This window comes from Sulfophobococcus zilligii (genome assembly GCF_055398255.1).
The window spans coordinates 402,754-415,776 of record NZ_AP042406.1; the positions used below are offsets into that span (position 1 = coordinate 402,754).

Genomic DNA, 13,023 nt, shown 5'->3' on the forward strand with positions numbered 1-13,023 from the left:
ATGATAGAAAATCCTACGTCTTGAAAAACATTAACTTGGAGTTTACAAATCCAGGATTATACATATTAATAGGTCCCAACGGCTCTGGTAAAACAACACTATTGAAAATACTTTCATTCATACTCAAACCATCAAAGGGTAGAATACTCGTAGATGGAGTCGACTATTGGAGTATAAATGATGAGAGTAGACGAGTAGAGTTAAAGAAGAGGATAGCGTATGTCCACGATAAACCAATACTTCTCAGGGGCTCTGTGGAATACAATTTAAAACTCGGATTGAAACTAAGAGGAGATACAAGAGTAGACAGTTCACTAGTAGAATACTATATTGATAGATACATGCTTAGAGAAATACTGGGTAAACCAGCCGGCAAGCTAAGTGCTGGACAGGCAAAGACAATAAGTATTCTAAGAGCACTAATCTTAAACCCTGAAATACTAGCACTAGACGAACCATTTACTTTCCTAGACGCTAGTAGAACAAGCCTGTTAATACAAGACCTAGCAAGAATAGCGAGTAATGGAAGTATTGTTATAATAGCAACACACTACATACACAGAGAATTAAAAATACACGTCAAGCAAATAATCGAGTTAATCAATGGAGAAGCCGCCAGTATATAAGTCGTTAACACCAATAGAAGCTACTATTATTTCAACACGTCTAGAAGTAGATAAAAAAACTATGTGGATTAAAAATTTAGAAAGAATACTTGGGTTTTAGAGTTTTAGTTTTCTTGGATTTCTCGGCGAGACTACCAAGCCATCTATTGGTTTCCCTTCTAAGTAGTTGAGTATTGCTTCAACTACTGCTTCATCCATTCCTCTTAGTGCTTCATATGTGTAGGCAGCTATATGTGGAGTAATCACGACGTTTTCATATTTGAGTAGTGGGTGATCTGGACCTATAGGTTCACCTGTAACAACATCTAGTGCTACTGCGCCTACTTTGCCTTTTTCAATGTATTCTATTAGTGCTTCTTCATCAATTAATTCTCCACGTGCTGTGTTTACTATTATAACACCATCTTTCATTACTTCAAATTCTTTCTTCCCTATCATGTGGTATGTTTCACGTGTTAGAGCTGTATGTAGAGTAATTATATCTGCTTGTCTAAGTAGGTCTTCTAGTTTTTCTACTGGTTCACACTCGAGCTCTCTAATTTTCTCTACTGGAACATATGGATCGTAGACTACAACTCTTGCTTTAAAGCCTTTTCGGATTATTTCAGCTACTCTCGACCCTATGTTTCCAAACCCTATTACCCCAACTGTGAGGCTGGGTAGTTCTCTACCAATGAATTTAGCTCTCTCACTCCATCTACCTGTTTTTACGTAATTGTGCGATCTAGTTACGTGTCTTAGAGCATCTAACATTAAAGCTATTGCATGCTCGGCAACTGCTTCTCTCTCCCTCCAACCTGGAACTCTGGATACTATTACCCCGTGTTCTTCTGCTGCAATTACATCTATATTGTCGTATCCAATACCATGTCTAACAATCATAACTACCGAGTCGTTTTTCTCGAAGAACTCACGGCTGTATTGTGGTGTTACACTTGCTACAACGAAGTTATAACCCTGTAGTTTATTTGCTAATTCAACACCACTTATATTCTTAGGAACCTCTATTCTAGTAACCTCGGCTATTCTACTTAGTTTTTCAATAGCGTCTGTGTATACTCCAAAAGACTTCGAGTTAACTATTGCAATTCTAGGCTTAGTCATTTATTTAACCCCCAAGTATTCTTCAACTATTTTCTTGAGTTCTAAGAGTTGTTGCTCGTTTAATTCAAATTTCAATTGTAGTGGTGGAGAACCAGCATTTACACCTCTGAATTTAAGAGCTACTCTTATTACTTCTTGTGCTTCTACACCGAATTTCTTCATGAATTTTCTAAACGAGTTGATCTTGTATTGGAGTTCAAGAGCTTTTGCATGATTACCCTCGGACACTGCCCTATATAGTTCAACTACTAGTTCAGGGAATAGATTTGATATACCACATATATGGGCTGAAGCACCTATTGCAAATGTATAGTAGAGTAAGTTGTCTCCAGCTCCAGCTATAAAGTATTTACTTCCAAATCTCTTTACATATTCTAGTAGTTGGTCTACATCATAACTAGTATCTTTAATACCAATTACACTGGGGACTTCTCTAACTATGTATTCAAAGTCGTCTGGAGATATATTGTAGCCCTGTCTACCCTTGTTATTATATATTACGATGTCTACACCTGCTTTAGCTATATAGTTAAAGTATTTTACAAGACCTGTTTTAGTTGGAACATGATATATTGGCCCAACAGTGCTTATTGCTTTATAGCCTAGATCTCTAGCTAGTTTAGCCAGGTGTAGTACTACTTCTACATCTGCACTACCAACATGGGGGAGTATAGCGAGATTACTTGGTGCTATCTCTATGGTTGCTTTGAGTAATTCTTCTCTAGTTCTAGTACTAGTGATAACGCCTTCACCATAAGTACCTGAAATAAATAATGCGTTTACTCCTCCCTTTACTTGTAGTTCTATTTGCTGCTCTAGGCAGGGACGGCATAGACTGCCGTCATCCATAAAAGGCGTTATTAGTGCTGTTACAACTCCTCTTAACACGGCGATCCCCGTGTAAGAGGATTAGTAGTGTTTATTTTAAGTTTTCAATAAAACTTGTTTTACGAAGTTCTTTTATTACTCCATAATTTCTAGATATTGAACAAGGGATTATTATTGAAGGTTTTATCTATTGATGTCGGTACAAGTTTTATCAAGGCAGCACTTGTAGATACTAGTGAAGAATTAAAGATAATAGACTACTCTAATATCCCAGTTGAAACAAAGAAGCCAGAACCACTAGCCTACGAGCACAACCCTAGAGATGTTGTTAATGCTGTTGTAAAACTACTTAAACACTACTCTAAATTCAAACCAGATGTTGTCTCTCTATCTACTTATTTATTTGGTTTTATTGCTGTAGACAGTGATTTAAAACCGTTGACAGGTATTCTCACATGGCAAGATGAAAGAGCAACTATGATCCTAGAACAACTCAAACCATACACTAGGGAGCTCTACCAGAGAACCGGTTGTCCGCCACTACATATTTATACACTAGCAAAGATATTGTGGCTTAGACAAAAACACCCAGATATACTCGGTAAAACCAAGTTGTTTCTAGATGCTAAATCATACCTTCTATCTGTTTTAACTGGTGAAACAGTAACCGATTACTCAACAGCTTCTGGTACCTATCAATTATTAAACATATCCAATCTCAAATGGGATGATTTAGCACTCAATATAGCTGGAATTGACGAGTCAAAACTACCCAGTCTAGCCGAGGGAGATACTATAACAATACTCAGGGGGAGTATAGCATCTGAAACAAACCTGAACGGTACTCAACTAGTACTTGGTGTCTACGACGGGGGATCTATGATTCTAGGATTAACTGGTGGAAAAAGCGATATAGCCGTAGTAAACCTAGGAACTAGTGCTATGTTTAGAACTACTTCGAATCAACCAGTAGTAGACTCGTCTCCTCTAATGCGTTTTCAAACATATTATTTATTGAGGGGTGTATGGCTTAGTGGTGGCGGGTTAAACAATGGCTCTGTAGTAGTCGACTATATTTTGAAGCTACTCTATGGGTCTATTGATAGTAGAATATATGAAGAAGTATTCTCCGAACTATCTAAACGCGTTAATGTAGAGCCGAAAGTAATATCTATACCGATTCTCTTCCCGGAGAGACTACCCTATATATCTAGTTTTAAGAGAATGATGCTTGCAAAACTCAGTTTAGAAGTAGATAGAATAGACGTTGTTAGAGGAGTAGTTGAAGGAGTATTAATGCTACTAGCTCTAATAGATAGAGCTATGCGTGATAATGGAGTAAAATACAGTGAGGTTAGAGTAGGAGGCAAATTATCTCAACACTACTTTGTTAGATACGTATTGTCAAATCTATTAAAAACACGTGTTGTCTACCCACAAATACCCGATGCTGTCCACGTAGGCAACTCTCTACTAGCACTTAAAGCCCTTGAATCACCAGGTAAACTACAGCAAGTACTAGATAGCCTACTACACACAGCTGAAGCAGTAATACCAAACCCGAAAGCAATAGAAACATATAATGCTTTATTCAATGAATTCTCAGAAATTATAGACAAGATATACATATCAAACTAGTATTCACGGAAATACCCAAAGATATTTATTTTCAATTATAAATCTGTTAATAGGGGAAGGCTTTGAATAAAGATATTGCTTGGAAAATCCTGGTTTTCACCATATTATCCTATGTAATTGCATTAATGCTAGATATTGCCGTGGCATGGTTTAATCTCCCAGTGTTTTTATGGGGGTTTACGAGGATGTGGAGTGTTACGCTTAGTGTTTTAATATGTCTACGTCTCTATAGAGAGAGTGTATCTAAGAGTCTAAAGGAATATCTTGGTTTATCAAAGAACGCTATTATAATGTACCTGGTATCACCAATACTTGTTTATAGTGCTCTCGGATTATATGTAGTTCTCGCCTCCCTACTGGGATTTTTCGATTTCAATGAATACATTGAGGTCATTGTTGACGCTATACGAGCAACTAATACAACGCTAAGCGAGGAACAAGTGGTTAGTTTGGCTACAATATCAGCATATATGCAGTTAATACTCGCTTATCCAACTGCATTAACTATAAATGCATTGTCTGCACTTGGCGAGGAAATAGGGTGGAGGGGCTACCTATACGATCTCCTAGGTGGTAATCCCAACTTGAAAAATACAGTAATTATCGGTGTATTGTGGGGACTTTGGCACGCCTCGGCAATAATACTCTTAGGATACAACTATCAAGTCAACCGTTATCTAGGAGTATTATTGTTTACATTGTTAACCACTGTTTTTACTCTTCCACACCTACTAGTAACACGAGTAGGAAAAAGCGTATTGCCAGCTGCATCACTACATGGAGCTATAAACGCACTATGGGGTTTAACAATAGTGGCTTCTAGTCTACCATTGAGTGAAAGAGAGGTTTTAGGTGGTCTTGGTGCATTAGGAATAGCCTCATGGCTTGCTATAAGTATAGTTGTCTACATAATATTATTACATGTAATTAAACCAAGAGAGGCTCAGCGCGTTGTAAACACCTCCTCGTAGATTAATCTATGATTTTTCGCTCTAAGGGTTATTGCAGATACGCCTTCTTGAATTCTGGACACTATGAATTAAAAGCTGTTTGTATAATCAATTAGTCTACTTGGGTGGTCTAGACGTGCTTATACAGGTCTACTTGTTTATTGTAAGTGTATTGGTTGTTGTGGTACTGGTTTTAAAGAGGGTTAGTGTAGCACTGGCTATACTTGCTTCTTTCTTATTGTATTCGATTCCACTACTTGGTTTTGGAGTAGTGGATGTTGTATTAGAGTCGCTCAACTATACAATGTTTAATACCGTGGCCTCGCTTGTTTCCGCCATGATTTTTGCTAATATCTACCGTGAAACAAAAGCCGCTGGTGAACTAGTTGAATCCCTTGAATACATTGGCGCGAAAACAGCAGCTGTATCTATTCCTGCAATTATTGGATTGCTTCCCATGCCTGCTGGTGCATATATTTCTGCTACTATGATCGACCCGGTATACACCAAGATGAAGCTAGATCCATACGAGAAGACATTTACCAACTACTGGTTTAGACATATATGGATTACTATTTGGCCATTATATCAAACCATTATTATTGCATCAGCACTACTAGGCATCTCATATACTGAATTATTGGAGAAGACGTGGCCTATAGCACTAGCGTCACTATTATCTGGGATAGTAGTTTTCACTGTTATTACGAGAGGGAGGGGTAATTGGAGGAATAGTAATAGTGGTCTACGTGGACTACTACACACATGGCCCTTCATTCTACTAGCAATACTATTACTTGTAGCTAGTATACCATTATATATAGCACTAGCAATTGTAATCGCTATTTCAATATTAGTCTATAGGGTTCCACGTGGAATACTAGTTAAAGCAGTTAAGAGAGCATTAGACCCCTCACTAATAACACTAATTGTTATATCGTTAATGTATGGAAAAGCAATTGAGAAAACACGTCTCGCTGAAATACTAGTTACACTATTGTCTAATTGGGGATTTATCGCCATGTTGACAATACCATTACTAATAGTTTTCGCCACGGGATTCGAGTTTACATATGTTGCACTTGGATTCCGTTTGTCCCTAGATGCTCGTTTGTATGGGTTTATGGTCTCTCATTGCATCTAGGGACTTCCACCTCGCCCACAGTGGTTTTTTGACCACTGTGGGGTCATGGGTGGCTGTCGAGCCCAACGGCACGGGGCTCCCATCTACGGGTAAAAGCCCCCGGGGGCTTGGAGCACTGCTCCCATCACCCCCTAGGGCCCTGTAAAACAGGTTCCAGCATGCAACAACATCTCTATGCCACAGCTCACCGCCAATACTGCACTTGCCGATGCGGGAGCCGTTATCATAGGTTATCTGTGATTTATGGATTGGACATGTCTTGGAGGTATACTTGGGGTCTACGTAGAACACGGGAACTCCTAGCTCTCTGGCTTTCTCCTCGATTGCCTTTTGAATTCCTTTGAATGATGCCTGGTATATCCTGTGCCTCAATTGCTCATCCTTAATTCTTTTAATCATGTTGCCAGCTGGGTTTTTACCAAGTTTTTCGAGTACGACAGTATATTGTTTCTCGTATGCAACTCTAACAATTATATTTGCCAGCTTCCATTTAATGTCTTGTTTCCTATTTCTCTCTTTGAGCTTCCTCATGGTTTTCCTCCTAACACGTGAATTAACACCGTAGAGCTTATCATACTTTTCTTGAATACTCTTCCTGCGGTAGTAATATCCCAATACAAGCCTCTCCATACCAGTCTCGAAGAGATAAACCACACCATCAACTAGTAATGCAACACTATTCTCATTAACATCCACTGGGAGATAGCCCCTGGGCTTATACACATCTACCTCTTTCATGAAGACGAGGTATATTATTAACTGCCTGTTTCTCTTGTCGAGTTTTATCTTGGCTTCTGAAGCGAGCCTCCATTCCCTACTGATGTATTTCCAATACTGTTTGTGTGGCTCGAACTTTACTACTACCCAGCCCTTGTGGGTAGCTATACTGATAGAAGTTAAGCTATTAGTTTTCCACAGATGGTCGTCTAGCCAGATAGTAACGTTTCTAATCTCTGGGTATTCTCTATCCGTCAAGCCCTTCTTCTTCAACTTTAGAAAGCTCTTGGCTCTAGTGGATGCGTCCTGACAGGCAGTGTAGGCGTAGTGGCTTGGTAAATGTGGATATTGTTTTCTCAATTCACGGTACTTTAATGCTTTGAGCCTGGTGAAACTCGTTATTCCACTAGAAACAGCATACATCGTCAACTGTTCAACCATGTTTCTGTACATACCCTCAAGTTCAACGAAGACACTAAATACTTTCCTAGGAAGCCTGGTGCTATTAACAATAACGGTTCTCGCTATACTGGTCACTTATTCCCTACCTCTTCTATGATTCTCTTGAGTTCGCTCTCTGGGATTCTATACCTACCACTAGCTATTCTAACAGCTTTAATCCTACCATTTCTAATCCAGCGATAGAGAGTAGTGTAGCTAATACCAAGCCTCTTACAAACCTCCCTAGGCCTCAACAACCTCTCAGAAACCTCAACCACCAATGATAATAAATAGTAATAAAAGCTTATAAACTTAACAACAAGCAATCAAAAAGGAAACAGCCCGCGTTGAAGGGTTTGATACAGGTTGATCCAAACTATATCACTATTGGTTTTCTAGGTGGTTTTATAGGTGCAATGCTGTCTCCAGCGCACGCTTGCCTGGTAATGTCTTCAAAATACTTTAAAGCAGAGTTGCCGAGGGTCTACAAGTATACTATTCCAGCATCTATATTGACAGCTGTAACTACGTTGTTATTGATGATGGTTTTCTAGTGTGAATACTGCTATTATCTCTGTGTTTACACCGAGGAATTAAAAGAGGATGTGAAAAGGAAAAAAGAATAGTGTTTAGAGTGCTCTGCGAGCTATTTCTAATAGGAGTGATTTGTTTACTTCGAATGGCAAGAAGGGTTTGAGAGCATTGGCTAGTTTAATAGCGAAGTCTACTACTTTTTCAAGATCGACTTCTCTAATTCCATAATCGCTTAGTCTCTGCTCGAATCCGTGTTTTCTCTGGAATTCCTGTATTATTTTTACTGCTTTCTCAGCGTCTTCGCTTACTGGTTTGATTGAGGGGTCTAGTATTCTAAGTATTCTAGCTGATTCTTCCGGTACTGCTTTATGTATATAGTAAGCTACATAGGGACCTACAATAGCTAGTCCAGCACCGTGTGGTAGGTTTGGAATGAGCCCGCTGAAACCGTGTTCTAGTGAGTGTACTATGTGCACGCCGCCAATATCAATGGCTATTCCACCAAGCATTGAGGCGTAGAGGAGGTTTGTTCTTGCTTCTAGGTTTCTCGGATCTTCAAGCGCTATTTTCAAGTAGTCTTTCATTTTCCTTACTGCTTCCTCTGCTAGGGTTGCAATATATAGATTACGTGCTCTACCAGTGGCTGATTCATATACATGGTAGAACGCGTCAAATGTTGTATACATGGTTTGATCGCGTGGTAGTGTTGTAAGGTATAATGGATCGTCGAAGCTTACATCGGGGTAGCGGGGAGCTGCAGCTAGTTTATCAATAGTTCCTGTAACTGTGAGTACAGCCCATTTATCTACCTCCGTTCCAGTTCCATGTGTTAGATTAATGGCGACTAATTTTACTATTTTATCTCTTCTAGGTGGTTGCTTGCCATACATGTATTCTTCTGCTTTTACTCCGGTGTAAGCTAGAACAGATGCTACCTTTGCAGTGTCTATTGGGCTACCACCGCCAATAGCAATTATTGTGTCTGCATTGAACTCTTCTACTAGTTTAATCAATTCATTGGCATTATCTGTTGTTGGATTAGGAGTTATCTTATTGTAAACAGTATACTCTGCACCAATACCACTTAGTATTGATACAATATCGTCTAGTGCACCAGAGATCTTCGCAGCAGACTTTGTTGAGACGATAACAACTCTTTTAGAACCACTTAGAGCGTGTTTACCATGCTCTCGTAGAACACCAGGACCGAAGTAGAGGTCTACATCTCCGTATTTTATTTTAAACTGGTTATTCCACATAGATATCAAGCCCTACTGCATGAATAATATATATCCGTCTAGACTTATAAATATTCTTCTAATAAATATATATTTATCAAGCCAGTAAATACAAGGCTATGGGGTATTTATAAATGTAAACACGCGTTTAAAAACCTCCTTGTAATAATATTTCTCCGTGGTGGAGAGGGATGTCATTTAACACAATCTATTCGTAAACCCATATATCTAGAATACACGAGTGGATTGAGAAAACTAAGTAGTCAACACGTAAGATTTAAATCCTGGATTAAACACCTTCCCGATGGAAAAATCCTCTTGTGGAATATACATGGATTCTACGAGGTAATAGTAGAGTGCATTGACAACGAGAGACTAAGTGAAATACCAAGCTGGTCACAAGTAGAAGTAGTAGGGGAGATAGTAGGGCCTGGTAGAATATGTATTCGAGAAATCAGAGTACTACATAAACCAGTAAATCCCCCAGTAGAAAACGAGTCAATAGACCCACCAGAAGACCCGGTTGAATACACAAAACACTATTATAGATATCTCAAATACCCCCGTATCTTGAAATCCATACTGGTATATTCTAGTGTACTCAACAATTTAAGAAGCTTCCTTTTGAAAAACGGTTTTATAGAACTACCACCACCAATAATTGGTAAATCGAGCGATCCGGGATTGCGGGGAGCGAGAAAGATAAGTATTGAATTATATGGTGGAGTATACGAACTGCAGAGTAGTCTCATAATGTATAAGCAGTTATACGCTAGTCTCCTCGATAGAGTATTCTATGTAGCCAGGAACATTAGACTAGAACCCGTAGAAAACAAAGATACGGGTAGACACCTCGTAGAATTCACACAGGTAGATATCGAGGCATCTGATTTATCAATGAACGAAGTAGTAAAACTAGGTGAGAGAGCACTCTACTACACGATACGTAGAATACTCAACGAGTACAGTGAGCTATTAGACTATAGTGAAATCGAGAGGTTAGAAAACGAGGTTGATAAACCACCATACCCGAGGATAACATATGATGAAGCAGTAGAAATACTCAGAAAGAAGGGATTTGATATCAGACACGGCGAGGAATTACCATTCGAGGCCGAGGCTAGATTAGCAATTGAATATAATAGCCCAGTCTGGATAACCAATTTCCCAGTTAAAGCACGTGGATTCTACTATCTAGAAGACCCTGCCAGGCCAGGATACAACATAGACTACAACCTCATACTACCAGGCGGACACGGCGAGGTATTAGATGGTGGTTGTAGAGAGTATAGATACGAGAAACTAAGAGAGAAAATCATAGAAATACATAAAGAGCCACTAGATAAATACGAGTGGTTCCTAGGACTAACAAGAAACAACGAAATAAAACCAACATGCGGGTGGGGAATAGGGGTCGAGAGATTAGTTAAATACATATTAAACCTAAAACACATAGCATATGCAACACCACACCCAAAAATACCGGGTGTCATCGGGCCATAATGCAAAACCCGAGAAATACAAATACAGGGTTTTCCATATTTCTCCAGACATTATCCTTAAGACGAATAGTATTCAACGAGTGTGGATTTTTCATATAACTAAACAAATGAATCAATGGTAGTATTAAAGAGAAGCCTAATACTCAAACTTCTTTACAATAGACGCTATAGTAACAACTATCACTGTTGGTATAGCTATCGTGGTAATCCATGGTTCTGGCATAGGGTAAGGCAGGGTTCCCTGCTTGGTTAAATCGCAGTAGATGACAGATGATCCAGCCCCATAGAACACAGTTGGATAACTACCTGTTGAATAACAACTACTTGCCTTTACAATTTCCTTCGTAGTGTTGTTAATATATACAATGTAGGAGTCACTATGACTCGTTCCAATACTTGTAGCTTCAATGCTACCTATAAGGATCGTAGAATTATTTTTAATATCGTAGGCTATAACATTGATAGTTGAATCTGCTCGTGTAAACATGTATACAACACTGTCAGTTACAAACATGTCGATTACAATACCATTAACACTAGTGAGTTCTACTTTACTTCCATTTAGGTATACTCCGTATAAGACGCTATTAGTTGCAACTATGAATCCACCACTATAAGCTACCACAGTAGCGTTACCAGTAAACCGTTTGTCCCTAGAGGGTCATTCTTTATTGTTTTGGGGTTGCCTCTAGGGACTTCCACCTCGCCCACAGGGCTTTGGAGACCACTGTGGGTTCATGGGTGGTGGTCGAGCCCAACGGCACGGGGCTCCCATCTACGTTTATCCCCGCGGGGCTTGGAGCAACGCTCCCATCACCCCAACCAACAATAAAAAACCCTAGCAGACCCTAATAAACATTTCTGCCCGACACCAATGTAACGCTCTGCAACGTGGTTGGTACTCCATTTGTGACATCGTAAATTGTCAAGTTTAGGTTATTACTGCTGTCTCTATATAGAACACCAAGATAGTCACCATACAATGATATCTCATAGCCATTGCAACCACTACAAGTCAAATTGACATATACGGTATCCCCTTCTACTTGATTGGGTGGAATGAATACCGCGTAGTGGAAGTGAACGTTGCTTCCTAGTATTGATAACATGTACATATAGTATCTATCACCTATCTTCCTGACTTCAATGTCTTTATAACTATACACGCTTGATGTACCAGAACCTTTTACTTTATAATATAGATATGTTAGAGTACCGTTAGCATTAATAGAGTAGATTACAACATAGCCATGAATCTGAGTTGTCCGAGGTTCTTTCTTTTCCACCTCACCAACAACAAATAGGTAGTTATCTACTACTTCACAAGCATAGAAACCGAGGTTGTCGTATCCCGAGGAAGGCGTAGAGTTTTGAAGTAAAACCATATAACTTGGATCAGACGTATCTAGAGATGTAATTCTATATATCACACCGTTTTTACCGTCTGTGCCGACAGCTAATAATAGCCCACTTGTGGTATCACCACAAACACTATGTAGTATAACATCACTGGGGGTTTGAAGACTACCACCATACCCTGTCTGAGCGATGGTTACTAGCGCACCGAGACCTGTTATTAATAATATAGTGGTGAATACTGAGAGTGTTCTAGTACTAGCCATTATTATAACCGGAATACACTATCAATAAAATATACAAAAACTATTTATAAATTCCATAGTCTACAAGTCTATATGCATAATCTCCTAGTTTAAACACTGCGTGGTAGAAGTAGTTTAACCATGTTTATTCGTTTCATTTGAATACGTCGACTATTCTGGGATTCAAGTATTCCAGTAGATCTCTTACTTTCACCCTGTATAATTTGTTTAGTGCTCCTCCACCACAAACCACGTATTCATGCTGTGTTATCAAGGGATCTACTATTACAGGTAGTTGTCTTACTCGTGGGCTGAGTGGAGTTACAGCTCCTACTTCTACTCCGAGTACTTGTTTTACTACGTTTGGATCTGCTAGTTTAACTCTTCCACCCAGTAAGCTAGATGCTTTCTTATAATCTATTCTTCTATCACCTCTGACAATAGCAATTAAATAATTATTGTCTACTTTCAATAGAATGGTTTTAGCAATAACCTCTGGCGGGTAACCGCTGAGCATTGATGCTTTATCTACTGTTTCAACAGTGTCACTGAATTCCAATACTTCTACTTCTATACCATCAATAACCTCTATTCTCTTCTCTGTAGGAGGCATTAAATTATACACCTCTAAATAATAAATCAAGTACTTTTACTATAAAAATAATGGAATTAATTTTACTCTCTAAATTGTTTTAATTAC

Annotated in this window: 12 protein-coding genes and 2 pseudogenes; 6 read left to right on the forward strand and 8 right to left on the reverse strand. The window is 39.0% G+C overall.

Annotation, left to right across the window (positions count from 1 at the left end; translation table 11 throughout):
* Positions 1-65 precede the first annotated feature (65 nt).
* A pseudogene (locus ACZ5YP_RS02140) lies at positions 66-626 on the forward strand (ATP-binding cassette domain-containing protein); the annotation flags it as partial.
* Between the two features lie 96 nt (positions 627-722).
* On the opposite strand, the gene ACZ5YP_RS02145 reads toward ACZ5YP_RS02140, so the two are convergent.
* Positions 723-1,730, reverse strand: a complete 1,008-nt coding sequence (locus ACZ5YP_RS02145; protein ID WP_464835613.1) for a D-isomer specific 2-hydroxyacid dehydrogenase family protein — start codon at positions 1,728-1,730, stop codon at positions 723-725.
* Positions 1,731-2,618 (reverse strand): dihydrodipicolinate synthase family protein, encoded by an 888-nt coding sequence (locus ACZ5YP_RS02150; RefSeq protein WP_464835614.1) that lies wholly within the window; start codon positions 2,616-2,618, stop codon positions 1,731-1,733. It lies immediately after the preceding gene.
* A 114-nt stretch (positions 2,619-2,732) separates the two neighbouring features.
* Here ACZ5YP_RS02150 and ACZ5YP_RS02155 point away from each other — a divergent pair, with 114 nt between their 5' ends.
* From ACZ5YP_RS02155 to ACZ5YP_RS02165, 3 genes are all read left to right on the forward strand, one after another.
* Positions 2,733-4,196, forward strand: a complete 1,464-nt coding sequence (locus ACZ5YP_RS02155; RefSeq protein WP_464835615.1) for a gluconokinase — start codon at positions 2,733-2,735, stop codon at positions 4,194-4,196.
* Positions 4,197-4,258: 62 nt separating this feature from the next.
* On the forward strand, positions 4,259-5,167 hold the full coding sequence (locus ACZ5YP_RS02160) for a CPBP family glutamic-type intramembrane protease (RefSeq protein ID WP_464835616.1): 909 nt from the start codon (positions 4,259-4,261) through the stop codon (positions 5,165-5,167).
* A gap of 115 nt (positions 5,168-5,282) precedes the next feature.
* A complete protein-coding gene (locus ACZ5YP_RS02165) occupies positions 5,283-6,290 on the forward strand; it encodes a DUF401 family protein (RefSeq protein WP_464835617.1) in 1,008 nt (335 codons plus the stop codon).
* Here the strand turns inward: ACZ5YP_RS02165 and ACZ5YP_RS02170 are convergent.
* Positions 6,246-7,544, reverse strand: coding sequence for an RNA-guided endonuclease InsQ/TnpB family protein (locus ACZ5YP_RS02170; RefSeq protein ID WP_464835618.1), 1,299 nt, complete (start codon positions 7,542-7,544; stop codon positions 6,246-6,248). The two genes, ACZ5YP_RS02165 and ACZ5YP_RS02170, sit on opposite strands and share 45 nt — an antisense overlap.
* 14 nt (positions 7,545-7,558) lie before the next feature.
* Positions 7,559-7,726: pseudogene (locus tag ACZ5YP_RS02175) on the reverse strand (helix-turn-helix domain-containing protein); the annotation flags it as partial.
* A gap of 78 nt (positions 7,727-7,804) precedes the next feature.
* Here ACZ5YP_RS02175 and ACZ5YP_RS02180 point away from each other — a divergent pair.
* The gene (locus ACZ5YP_RS02180; protein ID WP_464835619.1) at positions 7,805-8,002 is read left to right on the forward strand and encodes a DUF401 family protein; all 198 of its coding nucleotides are present in this window, start codon (positions 7,805-7,807) and stop codon (positions 8,000-8,002) included.
* A gap of 75 nt (positions 8,003-8,077) precedes the next feature.
* Here ACZ5YP_RS02180 and ACZ5YP_RS02185 read toward each other — a convergent pair whose 3' ends face one another.
* Complete coding sequence (locus ACZ5YP_RS02185; protein ID WP_464835620.1) at positions 8,078-9,241, reverse strand: iron-containing alcohol dehydrogenase; 1,164 nt, start codon at positions 9,239-9,241, stop codon at positions 8,078-8,080.
* Positions 9,242-9,466: 225 nt separating this feature from the next.
* Here ACZ5YP_RS02185 and ACZ5YP_RS02190 point away from each other — a divergent pair, with 225 nt between their 5' ends.
* On the forward strand, positions 9,467-10,723 hold the full coding sequence (locus tag ACZ5YP_RS02190; protein ID WP_464835621.1) for an asparagine synthetase A: 1,257 nt from the start codon (positions 9,467-9,469) through the stop codon (positions 10,721-10,723).
* A gap of 135 nt (positions 10,724-10,858) precedes the next feature.
* Here ACZ5YP_RS02190 and ACZ5YP_RS02195 read toward each other — a convergent pair whose 3' ends face one another.
* From ACZ5YP_RS02195 to ACZ5YP_RS02205, 3 genes are all read right to left on the reverse strand, one after another.
* The gene (locus tag ACZ5YP_RS02195) at positions 10,859-11,347 is read right to left on the reverse strand and encodes a hypothetical protein (RefSeq protein ID WP_464835622.1); all 489 of its coding nucleotides are present in this window, start codon (positions 11,345-11,347) and stop codon (positions 10,859-10,861) included.
* 223 nt (positions 11,348-11,570) lie between these two features.
* On the reverse strand, positions 11,571-12,344 hold the full coding sequence (locus tag ACZ5YP_RS02200; protein ID WP_464835623.1) for a hypothetical protein: 774 nt from the start codon (positions 12,342-12,344) through the stop codon (positions 11,571-11,573).
* Between the two features lie 133 nt (positions 12,345-12,477).
* On the reverse strand, positions 12,478-12,936 hold the full coding sequence (locus ACZ5YP_RS02205; RefSeq protein ID WP_464835624.1) for an aminoacyl-tRNA deacylase: 459 nt from the start codon (positions 12,934-12,936) through the stop codon (positions 12,478-12,480).
* Positions 12,937-13,023 lie beyond the last annotated feature (87 nt).